13 protein-coding genes are annotated in these 18,205 nt (G+C 64.7%); 9 read left to right on the forward strand and 4 right to left on the reverse strand.

Annotated elements, in window-relative coordinates:
* Nucleotides 1–2 precede the first annotated feature (2 nt).
* The 3 genes from IVB26_RS13565 to IVB26_RS13575 form a co-directional block, all read right to left on the reverse strand.
* Nucleotides 3–1,454, reverse strand: a complete 1,452-nt coding sequence (locus tag IVB26_RS13565) for a Spy/CpxP family protein refolding chaperone (protein ID WP_247973157.1) — start codon at nucleotides 1,452–1,454, stop codon at nucleotides 3–5.
* A 655-nt stretch (nucleotides 1,455–2,109) separates the two neighbouring features.
* Nucleotides 2,110–3,324, reverse strand: a complete 1,215-nt coding sequence (gene rocD / locus IVB26_RS13570) for an ornithine--oxo-acid transaminase (protein ID WP_247972114.1) — start codon at nucleotides 3,322–3,324, stop codon at nucleotides 2,110–2,112.
* Nucleotides 3,325–3,531: 207 nt separating this feature from the next.
* Nucleotides 3,532–4,752, reverse strand: a complete 1,221-nt coding sequence (locus tag IVB26_RS13575) for a cytochrome P450 (RefSeq protein WP_247972115.1) — start codon at nucleotides 4,750–4,752, stop codon at nucleotides 3,532–3,534.
* 105 nt (nucleotides 4,753–4,857) lie between these two features.
* Between IVB26_RS13575 and IVB26_RS13580 the strand changes: the two genes are divergently transcribed.
* From IVB26_RS13580 to cnbZ, 9 genes are all read left to right on the forward strand, one after another.
* A complete protein-coding gene (locus tag IVB26_RS13580; protein WP_247972116.1) occupies nucleotides 4,858–5,400 on the forward strand; it encodes a phosphonopyruvate decarboxylase in 543 nt (180 codons plus the stop codon).
* Nucleotides 5,397–5,987 carry a thiamine pyrophosphate-dependent enzyme gene (locus IVB26_RS13585; RefSeq protein ID WP_247972117.1) on the forward strand — a complete coding sequence of 197 codons (591 nt, stop codon included), beginning with the start codon at nucleotides 5,397–5,399 and terminating at the stop codon, nucleotides 5,985–5,987. The genes IVB26_RS13580 and IVB26_RS13585 overlap by 4 nt, the downstream gene beginning before the upstream one ends.
* A 160-nt stretch (nucleotides 5,988–6,147) precedes the next feature.
* The gene (locus IVB26_RS13590) at nucleotides 6,148–6,834 is read left to right on the forward strand and encodes a TetR/AcrR family transcriptional regulator (protein WP_247972118.1); all 687 of its coding nucleotides are present in this window, start codon (nucleotides 6,148–6,150) and stop codon (nucleotides 6,832–6,834) included.
* 1 nt (nucleotide 6,835) lies between these two features.
* Nucleotides 6,836–8,029 (forward strand): efflux RND transporter periplasmic adaptor subunit, encoded by a 1,194-nt coding sequence (locus tag IVB26_RS13595; RefSeq protein WP_247972119.1) that lies wholly within the window; start codon nucleotides 6,836–6,838, stop codon nucleotides 8,027–8,029.
* 70 nt (nucleotides 8,030–8,099) lie between these two features.
* Nucleotides 8,100–11,195, forward strand: a complete 3,096-nt coding sequence (locus IVB26_RS13600; protein ID WP_247972120.1) for a MexW/MexI family multidrug efflux RND transporter permease subunit — start codon at nucleotides 8,100–8,102, stop codon at nucleotides 11,193–11,195.
* Nucleotides 11,196–11,355: 160 nt separating this feature from the next.
* A complete protein-coding gene (locus IVB26_RS13605; RefSeq protein WP_247972121.1) occupies nucleotides 11,356–13,938 on the forward strand; it encodes a sensor histidine kinase in 2,583 nt (860 codons plus the stop codon).
* Nucleotides 13,935–14,324, forward strand: coding sequence for a response regulator (locus IVB26_RS13610; protein ID WP_018315558.1), 390 nt, complete (start codon nucleotides 13,935–13,937; stop codon nucleotides 14,322–14,324). Before IVB26_RS13605 ends, IVB26_RS13610 begins: the two co-directional genes overlap by 4 nt.
* Nucleotides 14,321–15,571 (forward strand): adenylate/guanylate cyclase domain-containing protein, encoded by a 1,251-nt coding sequence (locus tag IVB26_RS13615; protein ID WP_247972122.1) that lies wholly within the window; start codon nucleotides 14,321–14,323, stop codon nucleotides 15,569–15,571. Before IVB26_RS13610 ends, IVB26_RS13615 begins: the two co-directional genes overlap by 4 nt.
* A gap of 9 nt (nucleotides 15,572–15,580) precedes the next feature.
* The gene (gene cnbZ, locus IVB26_RS13620) at nucleotides 15,581–16,327 is read left to right on the forward strand and encodes a 2-amino-5-chloromuconate deaminase CnbZ (protein ID WP_247972123.1); all 747 of its coding nucleotides are present in this window, start codon (nucleotides 15,581–15,583) and stop codon (nucleotides 16,325–16,327) included.
* Between the two features lie 9 nt (nucleotides 16,328–16,336).
* On the opposite strand, the gene IVB26_RS13625 is transcribed toward cnbZ, so the two are convergent.
* Nucleotides 16,337–18,142 (reverse strand): gamma-glutamyltransferase family protein, encoded by a 1,806-nt coding sequence (locus tag IVB26_RS13625; RefSeq protein ID WP_247972124.1) that lies wholly within the window; start codon nucleotides 18,140–18,142, stop codon nucleotides 16,337–16,339.
* Nucleotides 18,143–18,205 lie beyond the last annotated feature (63 nt).

Genomic DNA, 18,205 nt, shown 5'->3' on the forward strand with positions numbered 1-18,205 from the left:
CCTTACGGGCTTGCGACCTGCTGCAGCGTGTTGAAGCGCGCCTTCTGCTCGCTGCTCAGCGTGGTATAGAATTCGTCCAGCCCAGGTTCGACCAGCTTGGCGGCCGTCAGCATGGCCTCGAGCCGGTGCTGCATCGCCTCCAGCCGTCCGACCGGCGTCAGAGGCACATCGTTCGGACAGGCCGCTTGTAGGCCCTCAACGCCCTTCGCCGTGGCTTCGCCGAGGCGGTCGAGCGCCTCCTTTTGCTTGCCTGCCGGGTGGAGCACGGCCTCGATCTTCTGGATCGGCAGCTGGGTCAGCCCGGACTTGGGATCGCCGCAGGCTTCGGTGCTGGCTTCCTGTGGCTGTGACGAGCGCTCGCCGACATTGGGGCCAAGCGCGTTGAAGCGGGCCTGCTGTTCGTCACTGAGCGAGTTGTAGAACTTCTCCAGGGCTGGCCGCACGATCTTGACGGCTTCCAGCGTCGCGCTGATGCGGTTCATCATGGCGCGCAGGCGGCCAGGCGGGGTTAGCGCATAGGTCTCAGCGCAGGAGTCCTTGAACACATCGGCAGCGTTGGCCGCCGCGGTCTTCAACTCGTCGAGCAGTGCGCGTTGTTCCGGCGCCGGCCGCACCGCCCGCGCGATATCGTCGAGCGGCCAGGCGGTCACGCCCTTGTCCGGTGTGCCGCACAATTGCCGTAGCGTCTGCGGGCTCACGCTGGCGCGCGGACGTGCGCGGCCGCCGCCGGCTTGCGCATCGTCATTGGGGTTGATGCTGGCATAGGCGGAATAGGGGCCGTCACCACCCCAGAACACGGTGTCGACGAAGTCGTCATAGGCATACGCCCAATAGCCGGGCTCGTAAGCGTAAGACCAGAACGTGTAGTCAAAAATGTCGGAATAGGCGTAAGGCCAGAACACGGGACCGAGCCACGCCACGAACACCGCGGGATGGCGGTGACGCCAGGCCTGCCGCGGCGCCCAACCGCTCTGACGGGCGAGCAGGGCCGCTTGGGTCTGCGGAGTAGTCTGCGCGCGGAAGCGCTCGGCAAATCGTCCGCGCTCGGCGGCCTGCGTGGCGGCCGCAAGAGCCGAAGCGCGCGCGGCCGGAGCCTGCAGTCCGAGCCGCTGCTGGCGCGCCAGGTCACCTTGCTGGGCGCGCTGCTCACGATCAAGCAAGCGGTTCTGGGTCTGGAGCATCCGCTGCTGCTCGCGTTGCGCTCGTGCGCCTTCCACCTTTTGCGACTGCAATTGCTGAACGCGCTGCTGCAGGCGATCGATTCGGGTCTGGCGCTCCGTCGTCTGGCGCGACAGCATCTCGCGCTGCCGCTGCTCGACGTGCTGCGAGCGCTGTTGGACGCGTTGCTCGCGCTCAAGAAGGCGGCTCTGCGACTGCAGCAACCGTTGCTGCTGGTGTTGCGCCCTTGCGCCTTCCGGCTTCTGCGATTGCAATTGCTGCACCCGTCGCTGCAAGCGGTCGATTCGGTCTTGGCGTTCCGCGGATTGGCGCGAAAGCATCTCGCGCGGCGGTCCCGATCGCTCGCTCACGGCCGGGGGTGCACTTGGGCGAGAAGGGGCGGCGATATGCGGTGTCGGCCGCGGCGCCATGGCCGGACGTTGCGGCGCTACCGGCGCCCGATGGAATTCGCGCCGGGGCGCCGCCACCTGCGGGGCGGCTCGCGGGGCGCTGAAATGCGGGCTCGGACGCGGTGGCGGCGAAGCGATGTGCGGCGCCGGACGTGGCGCCATGGCCGGTCGCTGCGGCATGGAAGGTGGATGGAAGGCCGGCGCGGCGGGACGCGCCATGGCTGGCGGCGCCGCCGGACGGGCCATGGCTGGCGGTGCTGCCGGGCGGGCCATGGCCGGTGGTGCTGCTGGCCGCGCTGCCGGTGCTGCGGCTGGGCCTGGTGGTCCGCCCCTTCCATGTCCATGGCCGGGCCCTTGGGCGAACGCGCCGATGCTCGCCGCCAGCATCGAGACACCAACCAAACCAGCCGTCAGGCAAACGCCACGCGGAAGCATGATCTCGGCTCCCAGCTCGTAATCGCCCACGAATTTCAACGCACAGACGGCGGAATCGTTCGTTGTCGGCCCCGGCCGGGGTTGCGATCTTCCGACGCAGGCCGCCTCAAGACAAATCCTGCGTCAGGGTGGTGGCGAGCCGCTCCAGCGCCCAATCGACCTGGTCGCTCGTGATCACCAGTGGCGGAGCGATACGGATCGTGTGCTCATGGGTATCCTTGGCAAGGATGCCCTTGCCCTGAAGCGCCTCGCAGTAGCGGCGGGCGCGCCCGGCCTCGGGATGCAGCTCGACCGCCAGCATCAAGCCGCGCCCGCGCACTTCGCGGATCGTGTTGGCACGAATGTCCTTCAGACCTTCCAGAAAGCGCGCGCCCTGCCTGGCCGCGTTCTCGATCATGCCTTCCTCGACCAGCACGCGGATCGCCGCCCGCGCCACCGCGCAGGCAAGCGGGTTGCCGCCGAAGGTCGAACCGTGCTGCCCGGGCCTCAATGTCCCGAGCACTTCGTTGTTCGAGAGCACGGCCGACACCGGATAGAAGCCACCGGACAGGGCCTTGCCGAGCAGCGTCACGTCCGCCTCTATGCCCTCGTGCTGTTCGGCGAGCAGCTTGCCGGTGCGGCCGAGCCCGGTCTGGATCTCGTCGAGCACCAGCATCACGTTGTTGGCGGTGCAGAGCTCCCGCACCTCAGTGAAATAGCCGGCTGGAGGAATGATGACGCCGGCTTCGCCCTGGATCGGCTCGACCAGAAAGGCAACCGTGTTCGAGGTGATTGCGTTTTCCAGCGCCGCGGCGTCGCCGAATGGGATGATCTTGAAGCCCGGCGCGAACGGCCCGAAGTGCGTGCGTGTCTCGGGGTCGGTCGAAAAGCCGACGATGCCCAGCGTGCGCCCGTGGAAATTGTTGGCGCAGACGATGATCTCGGCCTGGCCGTCCGGCACGCCCTTCACCTCATAGCCCCATTTGCGGACCGACTTGATCGCGCTTTCCACCGCCTCGGCGCCGCTGTTCATCGGCAGCACCTTGTGGGAACCGGTGAGCGCCGCGATCTCCTCGTAGAACAAGGCGAGTTGGTCGTTGTGAAACGCCCTTGAGGTCAGCGTCAGCCTTTGTGCCTGTTCGACCATTGCCGCCAGGATCTTGGGGTGGCAGTGGCCCTGGCTGACCGCCGAATAGGCCGAGAGGCAATCGAGATAACGGTTACCGTCGGTATCCCAGACCCAGACACCTTCGCCACGGGACAGGACGACCCCGATCGGCTCGTAATTTTGGGCGCCAAAGCGTGCTTCTGTTGCGACCAGATCAATGACGGATGAGTTCATCTGTCGCCGCTCCATTGCTGCAGGCACCGGGCTCTCAACCTGATTTGGGTATCGGTCTGCCGCCTTGGAAGCCTTCAGGCGCTCGATTGCGGGCGAGGCCTGATTTGCCCCGCAATGTCAGATGGTTCTGCGGAACCACATGGCATCATTCGCCGACCAGGTCTCTACTGTGCATGGGGTTGTTCGCAGTTTTTGTTTTGGAAGGCCTCACCCGATCAAGCAGGGCACGCTCAAAAAGCCGCGGAACCGGACCCGTCCGCCCCGCACCGGCTTTCCGCTCACGGCATAGTTCGGGAAGCGCGCCAGGAAGCGCGAGATCGCGATCGCGCCCTCCAGCCGCGCCAGCGCCATGCCGGCGCATTGATGCGCGCCGGTGGCGAAGGCGAGATGGCGGTTCGGCGTGCGCGCGATGTCGAAGCTTTCAGGATCGGGAAACTGCGCGGGGTCGCGGTTGGCCGCGCCAATGCACAGCGTAACCGACGTGCCGGCATCGAGGGTGACGCCGCCGAGCTCGACCTTCTCCGTGGTCATGCGATTGCCGAGCTGGTTGGAGCTCTCGTAGCGCAGCATCTCCTCGACGGCGGTCTTGATCAGGTCGGGGCTGCCGATCAGGCGCTGCTTCTGCTCCGGATTCCTGTGCAGCGCGACGAGGCCGTTGCCGATCAGATTAGTGGTGGTCTCATGCCCGGCATTGAGCAGGAAGATGCAATTGTGCAGCAGCTCTTTCTCGGTCAGCCGCTCGCCATTCTCCTCACCTTGGATCAGGCGTGTCAGCACGTCGCGCTCAGGATTGCCGGGCTTTTGGCGCCGGCGCGCGACCAGCGTTTCGAGATAGGCGAGGAAGTCCGTCACCGCCGTGTTGCCGCGCGCGGCCACGCCAGGTGACACCACGGGTTCGAGCGCGCCGAGAATCGCGAGCGACCAGTCGCGCAGCGGCCCGCGCTCGTCATGGGGAACATCGAGCAGGTTGCCGATCACCTCGATGGGAATGGACGCGGCGAAATCCTCGATCAGCTCGCAAGCGCCCTTGGCGGCGATGGCGTCGAGCAAGCCGTCGACCAGCTTGATGAGATCGCTCTCCATCCCCGCGATCGCCCGCGGCGACAGCGCGCCCATGATCAGGCGCCGCACGCGGGTGTGCGACGGCGGGTCGTTGAAGACGAGGCTGGTGGTGTGGTGCTCGTAGAGCGGCGTGTCGCCGTATTTCGGCGCGAACTCGCGCTTCTTGTCCGAGCTGAATGATTTTGTGTTCTTGTAGGTCGTGACGAGATCGTCATAGCGCGTCAGGAACACGGTGCCGCTGCGCAGGCGCTTGACCGGCTCGTTCTCCCGCAGTGCACGATAGGTTGGGTAAGGGTTGTCGTAAAACTCCGGCGTCAGCTTCTCGAGGTCGAAGCTTGCCGCCAACTCCTTCGCATCTGCGTTCATCCCGCTATACTCGCCGGTTAAAGCCGATATGCCGTTTTTGTTGTTCTGATCGACGCGTGCATGCGTCTACAGTCTTCGAACACTGCTAGCCGACCGGACAGGAAAATGCACGCGCGCGCTGACGCTCCCGACACGGCCCCGAATTGGCCCGACGAAATTTTCGCAACATTGCAGCGCTTCGACGTCCGCCAGGTGCCTTATGTGCCCGATGCCGGCCATTCGAAGCTGATCCAGCACGTGTTGGATTCTTCAACCATGCGGGGCATTCCTCTGACGACCGAGGAGGAGGGCGTGGCGCTCCTCGCCGGCGCCTGGACCGGCGGGCAGCGCGGCGTGCTGCTGATGCAGTCCAGCGGCGTCGGCAATTGCATCAACATGCTGTCGCTGATCCCGATCCTGCGCTTTCCATTCCTCACCCTCGTGACCATGCGCGGCGAGTGGGGCGAGTTCAATCCGTGGCAGGTGCCGATGGGATCGACCACGCAGGGCGTGCTCGAGCTCTCCGGCGTCAAGGTGCTGCGCGCCTCGCACGCGGCCGAGGTGCCGGCGGTGCTGGAGGCCGCCGCCTCGCAGGCCTACAACGCGCTCACCCCCACCGCCGTCCTTCTGTCGCAGCGCCTGATCGGCGCCAAGGTTTTCATCAAATGAGCAAGGCCAATCTTCTCGACCGCCGGCAGGTGGTGTCCACGCTGCTCGCGAACCGCAAGGACGTCGTTGCGATCGGCGGCCTTGGTGCCTCGACCAACGACATGTGCGCGGCCGGCGACCACGCCCGCAACTTCTATCTCTGGGGCGGCATGGGCGGCGCGGCGATGATCGGGCTCGGCCTTGCGCTGGCGCAGCCGAAGCTGCCGGTATTGGTCATCACCGGCGACGGCGAAATGCTGATGGGCATGGGCAGCCTTGCCACTATCGGCCTGCAGAAGCCGGCCAACCTCTCGATCGCCGTGCTGGACAATGAGGCTTATGGTGAGACTGGCGGCCAGACCAGCCACACCTCGGCCGCCGCCGATCTCGTCGGCGTCGCCAGGGCGTGCGGCATTAAAGACAGCAAGGCTGTCACGACCATGGCCGAGGTCGAGGCCTTTGCCAAAGCCGCCCACGACGTCTCGGCCGGGCCACGCTTTGCCAATGTGAAGATCGACAGCGCCAGCCTGGAGCGTATTTTGCCAAGCCGGGATGGGACTTACATCCTCAACCGGATCCGCGGCGAGCTCGGCTTCCAGCCCATCTAGGCCGGGCCTGTCGATTCCTGTGGCGCTCACGTCCTGCACGCGACCCGTGCGGGCGGGGCCAATTTCTACTGAATTTACAATGCACTTAGGTTGCGGTGCAACATAGTGCTTGACTTTTTGCGTGGGTGAGTGCTTACTCACCAGCATGAGCTCATTGCGTATGACGAGCGACCTGAGGCGTCAATTGATCCTCGGAGCCGCGAAGCGCTGCTTTTCCCGACATGGCTATACCGGCACCACGACGAAGAGCGTGGCGGCCGCCGCAGCCATTTCCGAGGCGCTGCTGTTCAAGCATTTCCCGTCCAAGGCCGCGCTCTACGCCGAAATCCTCAGCGACGAATGCGAGGCCGATCCGGCCTTCATGGAGCTGCTCGAGCGCGAGCCTTCGACAGCCACCCTGGTCGAGCTGATCCGCGGCATGGTCCAGCATTTCCTGCACATCGCTGATGGTCCCGATCAGGAAGAGGCGCAGCGCCTGCGACTGATGGCCACCAGCCATTTGGATGATGGCGAATTTGCCCGTTTGCTGTATGCCAAGATCGAGACGCTGATCGGGGCGGTCTTCGTCGCCTCGCTCGAACGTGCCGTTGCTAGCGGTGACGCGCGGCTATGCAGTGGCGAACCGCTCAACTTGTTCTGGTTTGCGCATCACACGGTGATGACCGCAGCGCTGACCAGGCTGCCGGCTTCGCCTTGCCTCGTCTACGGCAAGGCTGAAGACCTCGAGCGGCAGCTGTATGAGTTTCTCCTAAGAGGTATCGGACTTAACGACGCCGCAATTGCTTCGCATCTGGGCCACAATCAGGCCGCGGATGCCGGCAGGACGGCGATTGCAGAAAGTGCATGACATGAACATCGTAACCGAACACAAGATTTCGGGCGAACCGATCGACAACAAGGCTCCCAAGCGCCCGGTCAGGCCGGTGCTCTGGTTCGTCATCGTCGGCACGCTGCTCGCGGTGCTTGTTGGCGGCCTCGTCTGGTTCAACAATTTCCGCGGCCAGATGATCAAGCAGTTCTTCGCCAACAACAAGCCGCCGCCGACCGCTGTCAGCGCCGCGGAGGCGAAGTCCGAGGTGGTGCCGAACCTGCTAACCGCAGTCGGCGGCCTCGTCGCCGTGCACCAGGTCGACGTCAGCGCCGACGTCAACGGCCGCGTCACCGAGATCAAGTTCGAGCCGGGCACGCGGGTCGAAGCCGGCACGCCGCTGGTGCAGCTGTTCGACGCGCCGGAGCAGGGCGACCTTGCCAACTACAAGGCCCAGGCGACCGTGGCGCAGTTGTCGCTCGATCGCGCCAAGCAGCTCGCCGCGCGCCAGTTCGGTCCGCAGGCCACCGTCGATAATGCGCAGGCCGCCTATGACCAGGCGCAGGCCGGCATCGCCAAGACCGAGGCGCTAATCTCGCAAAAACTGGTGCGCGCACCTTTCGCCGGCGATCTCGGCGTCCGCAAGGTCGAGGTCGGCCAATATCTGACGGCAGGTACGGCGATCGTGTCGCTGACCGACCTTTCCGAGCTGTGGGCCAACTTCACCGTGACCGAAAAGGATTCCGGCAGCCTCAAGGTCGGGCAGACTGTCCGGCTCAAGGTCGACGCCTATCCGGGCCGCACCTTCGAGGGCAAGATCACCACGATCGAGCCGCAGATCGCGAGCGACACCCGGAATATCCGCGTGCAGGCAACGGTCGCCAATCCGGAGAAGATCCTGAAGCCCGGCATGTTCGTGACCACCACGGTGGTGCTGCCGGACAAGCCGGCCGTGATCACCGTTCCAGAGACGGCTGTCGACTACACGCTGTACGGCGACTCGGTATTCGTGATCACCGAGAAGAAGGAAGAGGACGGCAAGACCAGCCTTTCCGCGGTGCGCACCTTCGTGCAGACCGGCAGCCGGGTCGAAGGTCGCGTCGAAATCATCAAGGGACTGAAGGCGGGCGACAAGGTCGTCGCCGTCGGCCAGCTCAAGCTGCAATCGGGCGCGGCGGTGTCGATTTCGACCGACCCGGTTCCGCAGATCCCGGCGCAGCCGCCGCGCTACTGATCCATGACATTCGAGTGATCCGGCCCGGCCGGATCACTTCTCTTGTGACAAAGAAATCGAGATCGCCGCGATGGCCCTTACCGATATTTTCATCAAGCGCCCGGTTCTGTCGGTCGTCGTCAGCCTGCTGATCCTGCTGATCGGCCTGCGCGCGGCGATGGTGCTGCCGATCCGGCAATATCCCAAGCTGTCGAACACGGTCATCAACATCACGACCGTCTATCCGGGCGCGTCCGCGGACCTGATCCAGGGATTCATCACGACGCCGATCGAGCAGGCGGTCGCGTCCGCCGAGGGCGTCGACTACATCACTTCGTCCTCGGTGCTCGGCACCTCGACGATCCAGGTCTACATCAAGTTGAACTTCGATCCGAACCAGGCGCTCACTGAGGTGCTGGCGAAGACGAATTCGGTCAAGTACCTGATCCCGAAGGAATCCAACGACCCCATCGTCACCAAGACCACGGGCCAGACCACGGCCGTGATGTATCTCGGCTTCTCGTCCGAGGAGCTCTCGGGCTCGGCGATCTCGGATTATCTGACGCGTGTGGTGCAGCCGGTGCTGTCGACCGTCGATGGCGTGGCTTCCGCCGACATTTTGGGCGGCCAGACTTTCGCAATGCGTCTGTGGCTCGATCCCGAGAAGATGGCCGGCCGCAACGTGTCGCCGGGCGACGTCGCTGCGGCGATCACCGCCAACAACTTCCAGTCCGCGGCGGGCCAGACCAAGGGCTATCTGATTGTCTCGAACGTCTCGACGAACACGGGCCTGACCGACGTCAACCAGTTCAAGAAGATGATCGTCAAGGCCAAGGACGGCGGCTTCGTGCGGATGGAGGACATCGCCACCGTCGAACTTGCAGCCCAAAGCACGGATGCGAGCGTTGCCTTTAACGGCGAGCACGCGATCTTCATCGGTGTGCAGGCGACCCCACAGGGCAACCCGCTGACGCTGGTCAAGGGCGTGCGCGCACTGTTCCCGGAGCTCGAGCGCAATCTGCCGCCGTCGATGAAGATGAAGGTCGCCTACGACTCGACCAAGTTCATCCAGTCCTCGATCGACGAGGTCGAGAAGACGCTGGGCGAAGCGGTGATCATCGTGATTGTGGTCATCTTCCTGTTCCTGGCCTCGCTGCGTTCGGTCATCATCCCGGTCGTGACCATCCCGCTGTCGATGATCGGCGTCTGCACGCTGATGCTGGCACTGGGATTCAGCTTCAACCTTTTGACTCTGCTCGCGATGGTGCTGGCGATCGGCCTCGTGGTCGACGACGCCATCGTCGTGGTGGAGAACATCCATCGCCATCTGGAGGAGGGCAAGACGCCGGTCCAGGCGTCGCTGCAAGGTGCGCGTGAAATCGTCGGCCCCGTCATCTCGATGACCATCACGCTCGCCGCTGTGTACGCGCCGATCGGCTTCCTTGGCGGCCTCACCGGTTCGCTGTTCCGCGAATTCGCCTTCACGCTCGCCGGTTCGGTGATCGTGTCGGGCGTGATCGCGCTGACGCTGTCGCCGATGATGTGCTCGGTGCTGCTGAAGAACACCGAAGAGGGCCGCTTCGCCAAGTTCATCAATAAGGTGTTCGGCGCACTGACGCGCTGGTATGGCCGCAGGCTCGACCGCTCGCTCGACTACAAGGCCATCACGGGCCTGTTCGCGATAACCATCCTCGGGCTGGTCGGCTTCCTCTACGTGCACACGTCAAAGGAGCTGGCGCCGGAGGAAGACCAGGGCATCGTGTTCGCGGTGACCAAGGCGCCGAAATACGCCAACATCGATTATGTCGATTTCTACGGTGAGAAACTGGACGAGAAATTCCAGCAGTTCCCCGAGACCGATCTGCGCTTCGTGCTGAACGGCATCAACGGCCCGCAGGGCGGCATCGCCGGCATGCTGCTCAAGCCCTGGGACGAGCGCAAGCGCTCGTCGATCCAGCTGAAGCCGCTGGTGCAGGCCGAGCTCTCCAAGATCGAGGGCGTGCAGGCCTTCGCGTTCAACCTGCCGCCGCTCCCGGGCGGGCCGGGCGGCCTGCCGGTGCAGATGGTGATCAACTCCACCGCCGGCTTCCAGACGGTCTATGAGCAGATGGAGAAGCTGAAGGACGCTGCGCGCAAGAGCGGCATGTTCATCGTTTCCGACAGCGATCTTGCCTACAACCAGCCCAACGTGAAGGTGACGATCGACCGTAGCAAGGCGCAGGACCTTGGCGTCAACATGCAGAACCTCGGCGCGACGCTCGCGGTGCTGCTCGGCGGCAACTACGTCAATCGCTTCAATCTGGAGGGCCGGTCCTACCAGGTGATCCCTCAGGTGCCGCGCACCAAGCGGCTCTCGCCGGAATCGCTCGGCGGCTTCTATGTGACGACCAACACCGGCCAGCAGCTTCCGCTGTCGACGGTGGTGTCGATCCAAACCAAGACCGATCCGAACTCGCTGACGCACTACAATCAGCTCAATTCGGCGACGTTCTCGGCCGTGCCGATGCCCGGCGTGACCGTCGGAGCGGCGGTCGACTTCCTCGAAGGCGAGGCCAAGAAGCTGCCGCAAGGGTTCAGCCATGACTATCTCGCGGACTCCCGGCAGTACGTGCAGGAAGGCAACCAGCTCGCGATCACCTTCGGCTTCGCGCTGATCATCATCTTCCTGGTGCTGGCGGCGCAGTTCGAGAGCTTGCGTGACCCGCTGGTGATCATGATCTCGGTGCCGATGGCGATCGTCGGCGCGCTGATCCCGCTGTTCTTCGGTGTCGCTACCATGAACATCTACACCCAGGTCGGTCTGCTGACCCTGGTCGGCCTGATCACCAAGCACGGCATCCTGATGGTGGAGTTCGCCAACGAGCTCCAGGTCAATGAGCGGCTCGACCGCCGCTCGGCCATCGAGATGTCGGCTCGCATCCGCCTGCGGCCGATCCTGATGACGACGGCCGCCATGGTGACCGGCCTGATCCCGCTCTTGACTGCGACCGGCGCGGGCGCGGCCAGCCGCTTCTCGATTGGTCTGGTCGTCGTCGCCGGCATGTCGATCGGTACCCTGTTCACGCTGTTCGTGCTGCCGGCGGTGTATGTGGTGCTGGCGACCGACCACCGCGCGGCGGCCGATTCCGAGCGGAACAAGCAGGTTGCCGAGCTCGACCTCGACGCCAAGGCCCTGCGGCCGACCTGAGGCCGCACGCGGGCGAGACCACAGGGCGGCAGCGGCCAAACCGTTGCCGCCCTTTTTCGTTGGGCCACCGCATCGGCAATCCGACGCCCCGGCCATCGGGCGGGGGGCCTTGCCGCGCTTGCGAGAGACAAGGCCCGGTCTTCTTGCTAGGTTCCGCGGGATGAGCCTTTCTCTCCATCCCGACACCCCGCAAGCCAGGACGCTGCCGAGTGCGGCCCCGGATGGCGCTGCCACTGGCGCGGCGGCGGGACGGGGGTTCAGGACCCGGCTGTTCACCAAATATGTTGCGCTGTTCGTCGCCGTCGTCGCCATCGCGCTGCTGGCCAACGGCCTGTTCGAGGTTTTCTTCTATTATCGCGAGCACAAGGCTTCGCTGATCCGGGTCCAGCATGAGCAGGCCGAGGCGGCTGCGGCCAAGATCGGTCAGTTCGTCAAGGAGATCGAGAGCCAGCTCGGCTGGACCACGCAACTGCCGTGGTCGGCGGGCTCGATCGAGCAGCGTCGGTTCGACGCGCTGCGGCTTCTGCGGCAGGTGCCCGCCATCACCGAGCTTGCCCAGGTCGATTCAACCGGCAAGGAACGGCTGCGGGTATCGCGGCTGGCGATGGATTCGATCGAGAGCGGGATCGACCTGTCCAGTGATCCGAAGTTCACCGAGGCTGTCGCGCACAAGGTCTATTACGGATCTGTCTATTTCCGCCGGGAATCCGAGCCTTACATGACGCTGGCACTGGCCGGCGCGCGCAAGGACGCAGGGGTCAGTATCGCCGAGGTCAATCTCAAGCTGATCTGGGACGTCGTCTCCCAGATCAAGGTCGGCGAGCATGGACATGCCTATGTGGTGGGTCCGGAGGGGCGCCTGATCGCGCATCCCGACATCAGTCTGGTCCTGCGCAATACCGATATGTCAGGCCTCGCACAGGTGCGCGCCGCGCATGCTGGCGGCGGCAGGATGGCCGATGCGCTCGAGGAAGCGCACAACATCCAGGGACAGAAGGTCTTGACGGCATCGGCTCCAATCGAGCCGCTGCACTGGACCATGTTCGTCGAGTTGCCGGTCGAGGAGGCCTATGCATCGCTCTACGCCTCGCTGCAGCGGCTCGCGATCGTGCTGCTCGCGGCGTCGATCTTCGCGGTACTTGCGGGGATATTCCTTGCGCGCCGCATGGTCGGGCCAATTCAGGCGCTGCGCAGCGGCGCCGAAAGGATCGGCGGTGGCGACTTTTCGCAGCGCATTTCGATCCGGACCGGCGACGAACTCGAAGGGCTTGCCGACCAGTTCAACGACATGGGCGCGCGCTTGCAGGAATCCTATGCGGACCTGGAAAAGAAGGTCGAGCAGCGGACGGCGGAATTGAGCGAATCCTTGCAGCAGCAGACGGCGACCGCCGATGTGCTGAAAGTCATCAGCCGTTCGGCGTTCGACCTGCAAACCGTGCTGAACACGCTTGTTGGCTCGGCAGCCCGGTTGTGCGACGCGGATGAGGGGACGATCTTTCGGCCCAGCGATGGCGTTTTCTATTTGGCGGCGAGCTGCGGGCTCGACGCGGAGCAGGAAAACAAGCTTCGGACATTCGCGTCTATGCCGGAACGGGGAAGCGTGGTCGGCCGTACACTGCTCGATGCCAAGACCGTTCATGTCCCGGATGTGCAGGCCGACCCGGAATTTGCGCCCTCGTCCGCTCGAAGGCGCTCCAACGTACGTACGATGCTGGGCGTGCCCCTGTTGCGAGAGGGAGCACCGATCGGGGTGTTCGTCCTGACGCGTCACGAGGTGCGGCCGTTCAGTGCAAAGCAAATCGAACTCGCCACCACTTTTGCCGATCAGGCCCTGATCGCGATCGAGAATGTCCGGTTGTTTGAGGAGGTCCAGGAGCGCACCAGAGAGCTGTCGCAATCGCTCGACGAGTTGCGCACCGCCCAGGATCGCCTGGTCCAGACCGAGAAGCTGGCTTCGCTCGGCCAACTCACCGCCGGCATCGCCCACGAGATCAAGAACCCACTTAACTTCGTGAACAATTTCTCGGCGGTCTCGACCGAGCTGATCGACGAGCTCAACGAGACCCTGCAATCGGCCGCGCTCGACGACAAGTCCAGGCAGGAGGTCGACGAACTGACCGGCATGCTCAGAAGCAATCTCGAGAAGGTGGTGCAGCATGGCAAGCGCGCCGATTCCATCGTCAGGAACATGCTGCTGCATTCGCGCGAGGGCTCCGGCGAGCATCGCGCCGTCGACATCAATGCGGTCGTGGAGGAGAGCCTTAATCTCGCCTATCACGGCGCGCGCGCGGAACGGCCGTCCTTCAACGTCACGCTCCAGCGCGAGTTGGATCCCGCTGCCGGCATGGTCGACATCTATCCGCAGGAGATCACGCGCGTCTTGCTCAACCTGATCTCCAACGGATTCTATGCCACTGCCAAGCGTCGGGAGAGCGCGGGTGAGGCCTTCGAGCCCACCTTGAGCGCGGCAACCAAGGATCTCGGCGGCAGGGTCGAAATCCGGATCCGCGACAATGGCACGGGGATTCCACCCGAGGTGAAGGAGAGGATGTTCAACCCCTTCTTCACCACCAAGCCGGTCGGCGAGGGCACCGGGCTCGGCTTGTCCATGAGCCATGATATCGTCGTGAAGCAGCACGGCGGCACCATCGACGTGAACACCGCACAAGGTGTATTTACCGAATTCATCATCACCCTGCCGCGCACGATGGCGGCGGGCGGCACTTCCGGAGGCAAGTCGTGAACGTTTACATCCTGGTTGTCGACGACGAGCCCGACGTCGAGGCGCTTTTCCGGCAGCAGTTCCGGCGCGAGTTGCGCGCCGGCCGCTTCCAGATGGAGTTCGCCTCCTCTGCGCCCGATGCACTCAAGCGCGCCGCGGAGGTTCGCGATCCCTCGTTGATCCTGATCCTGTCCGACATCAACATGCCCGGCATGAGCGGGCTCGACATGCTGCCGAAGGTGCGTGCCGCGCATCCGGACGTTCCCGTCATCATGATCACGGCCTATGGCGACGCCGAGACGCGGCGCAAGGCGATCGAGCGCGGCGCCGTCGGGCTCCTCACCAAGCCGATCGACTTTGCGCTGCTGCGGCAGGAGATCGATACGAGGCTCGAGCAAGCCGCATGACTGCGACCATCCTCTTCGTCGACGACGAGCCGGATCTCGAGGCGCTGATCCTGCAAAAGTTCCGCAGGCAGATTCGCGACGGACAGATCGATATCATGTTCGCCCGCGACGGCCTCGATGCGCTGGCCTCGCTCGAGCAGAATCCGCACGTCGACATGGTGGTCTCCGATATCAACATGCCCAGGATGGACGGCCTGTCGCTGCTCGCGAAACTCCAGGAGGCCGAGGACAAGAAGTCGACCATCATCGTCTCCGCCTATGGCGACATGAGCAATATCCGCACCGCCATGAATCGCGGCGCTTTCGACTTCCTGACCAAGCCGATCGATTTCGCCGATCTGGAGGCCACGATCGAGAAGACCATTCGCCATGTGGAGATGCTGCGCGACGTGCGGCGGCGCCAGATGGAAGCCGAGCGCGCCCATGCCGCGTTGTCGCGTCATTTCTCGCCCGAGCTTGCCAAGCGTCTGGCCGCCAGCGGCGACGGCGAGGGGATCGAAGTGCAGTGGCGCGATGTCGCCACCATCTTCACCGATATTACCGGCTTCACCTCGTTGGTGGAAAGCGCGCCGCCCGAGACGCTGGGCAAGCTGCTCAACGAGTATGTCGGCGGCATGACCGAGATCGTCTTCCTACATGAGGGCACGGTTGCAAAGGTCATCGGCGATGCAATCCAGGTGCTCTTCAATGCGCCCGGCGATCAGCCGGATTATGCCACGCGTGCCGTCGCCTGCGCCCATGAGCTCGATGCCTGGGCGCAGGACTTTCGCGCGCGCCAGAGCGCCGTGGGCGTCACCTTCGGTGCCACCCGCATCGGCATTCACGCCGGCCCGGCGCTGGTCGGCAATTTCGGCGGCGACCGCTTCTTCGACTACACCGCGTATGGGGATTCCATCAACATCGCGGCGCGGCTGGAGGCCGCCAACAAGCATCTGGGCACCCGCATTTGCGTCAGCGGCAGCGTCGCCCAGGCGGCTGAGCATTTTCAAGGCCGCCCCGTCGGGGAGCTGATGCTACGCGGACGCAGCGAGCCGCTGCGCGCGTTCGAGCCGCTGCCACAAGCCAAATTCGAAGCCCCGGAAACGGCGCTGTATTCGGAGGCTTTCGCCAAGATGGAGGCCGGCGATGCCGCGGCTATGCCGGCCTTTGCCGCGCTGGTCGGCATGCACGCCGACGATTCTCTGGCCGGCTTTCACCTGAAGCGCCTGCTCAACGGCGCCAAAGGCATTCGCATGCAGCTTGAATAGGAGTTCACCATGGTTCGTGAGTTCTCTGCCGGCAATTACCGCTTCATTCCGTCCGTGTTTCAGTATTCGGCTGGCGCGGCGGCAGACGACGGCTACGAGATCGAGCGCGTCCGCTTCGACCGCCTGGTGCCGCTCGCGGAGGGGTTCGCGCTGGCTGCAAAATTCATCCAGGAGGCAGGTCGTCCGCTGACGGCGTTCTGTGCCTGCGAGCTGCGTTCGCCCGCGGCCTTCAGCGAAGAGGGCTTTCGCGCGTTCAACCTGCACTATGTGAAGACCCTGTCCGAATGGGGCATCTTCGACGGCACCACCAATCCGGTGGCGCGCAGCAATGTCTGTCCCGAGATCGACCCGCCGTCCGAGCCGTCGTTCTACGCGTTCTCCTTCACGCGCCCGAGCCGCGCGACAACGCCGAGCTTCGTAATCGCGGGTGGCGCCGAGGCGCGCGAGGGCAGCGGCACCTATGTCGAGCGCACCGTGCGCTTCCGCGATCTCAGCCCGGAGGGGTTGAGGGAGAAGGTGCGCTTCACGACGACCTCGCAGATGGAAAACCGGATGGCAGCCTTCGGCTTCGGCTGGAACGACACGACCGCGGTGCAGGCCTATTCCGTGCACGACTTCCACCACGCGCTCGCCGACGAGCTGGTGCGCCGCGGCGCGCTGCGCTCCGGCCTGACCTGGCATTTCGCTCGGCCGCCTGTGGTCGATCTCGAATACGAGATGGATTGCCGCCGCGTGATGCGGGAAGTGGTGATCTGATCGGCCCTATCAGCGCCCCGCGGCGTAACCCTGCATGCCGCGCGGATTGGCGGCGGCGCGGCGGCGCCGACCCACGCGCGAGGCCGCGGTGAGGCGGCCTTCCGACCAGTCGGGGCCGACCTCCACGATGTGTCCGCGCTCGCGAAGATTTTCGATGGTCGCCTTGGGCACGCGGTTCTCGACCACGAGCACGCCGGGGCGCGCGGTGCGCGGCCAGAACGAGATCGGGAAATGCTCGGAGTGCCAGGCCGGCGCGTCGATCGCTTCCTGGAGATTGAGATTGCAATGGACGTGGCGCAGGAAGAACTGCGTGATCCACTGGTCCTGCTGGTCGCCGCCAGGCGAGCCCCAGGCGAGGTAGGGCTCGCCGTCGCGCAGCGCCATGGTCGGCGACAGCGTGGTGCGCGGCCGCTTGCCCGGCGCGAGCGAGCTCGGTTGGTTCTCTTCCAAGTCGAACATCTGCGCACGGCTGCCGAGGCAGAAACCCAGCTCGGGAATGATCGGGGAGGATTGCAGCCAGCCTCCCGACGGCGTCGAAGACACCATGTTGCCGGCTTTGTCGATGATGTCGAAATGAACGGTGTCGCCGCGCACCTCGCCGAAGCGCCCCACGGTTGGTTCACCGGCACCGAGCGCGCCGACGGCTTCGCGTTGGCCTTCAGCGCGGCGCAGCTTGACCACGCCGCCGAAGCCCTCGACCGCGCCGGGCCGGAGATCGAGCGAAGCCTTCTCGGTCACCAGCTTGCGGCGCTCGTCGTTATAGGCATCCGACAGCAGCGTCCCGATCGGGATCTCGCTGAATTTCGGATCGCCGTAGAACTTTTCGCGGTCGGCGAAGGCGAGCTTTGCGCATTCGATCTGGAGGTGGATGAACTCCGGCCCGGTTGGATCGAGCCCGTCGAGCGTAAAGCCCTTCAATAGCGCGAGCTGCTGCAGGGTGACCGGACCCTGGCTCCAGACGCCGGCCTTGCAGACGGTGTAGCGGCCATAATCGTAGGTCAGCGGCGCCTCGATGGTCGGCTGCCAGCGCGCCATGTCGTCGGCCGAGAGAACCCCGCGATGTGGCGAGCCGCTGACGTCCATCACTTCCTGCGTCCGGCAGAACCTGTCGATGGCTTCGGCGACGAAACCTTGCGACCACGACTTGCGCGCGCGTTCGATCTCCGCGTTGCGGCCACCGCCGCCGCTCTCGGCTTCGTTGAGAATGCGGGTGTAGGTCGCCGCCAGCGTCTTGTTGGTGAACAGCGTGCCGGGCTTCGGCACTTCGCCATTCGGCAGATACACGGCGGCCGAGGTCGGCCAGTGCTTGCGGAACAATTGCTCGACGGTCTGGATCGTGGCGCATGCGCGCTCGACCAGGGGATAGCCGTCGCGGGCATAGGAGATTGCGGGCTCCAGCACATCGCGCACGCGCATCGTTCCGTAGTCGCGCAGCAGCATCATCCAGGATTCGAAGGTGCCGGGGACGCAGGCCGCGAGCAGGCCGGTGCCTGGCACCAGGTCGAGGCCCTCGCTCCTGTAATGCGCAATGGTGGCGCGCGCCGGCGCCGGGCCCTGGCCGCAGATCACCTCGGTGCGCCCACGCTTTACGTCGTGCACGATGACAGGTACGTCGCCACCGGGGCCGTTCAGATGCGGCTCGACCACCTGGAGCGTGAAGGCCGTGGCAACGCCGGCGTCGAAGGCATTGCCGCCCTTCTCCAGAATAGCCATGCCGACGGCGGTCGCGATCCAGTGCGTGGTAGCAACGACCCCGAACGTGCCCTCGATCTCGGGGCGTGTCGTGAACGGATCGGGATTGACGTTGCTGGCCATGGATTACCTCATTTGCGGCACGCGCAATTGATCACAGGCGATGCCGCGCCGCCAATGCGCTGC

Origin of the sequence: Bradyrhizobium sp. 195, from assembly GCF_023101665.1 — a bacterium.
Lineage (GTDB): Bacteria > Pseudomonadota > Alphaproteobacteria > Rhizobiales > Xanthobacteraceae > Bradyrhizobium.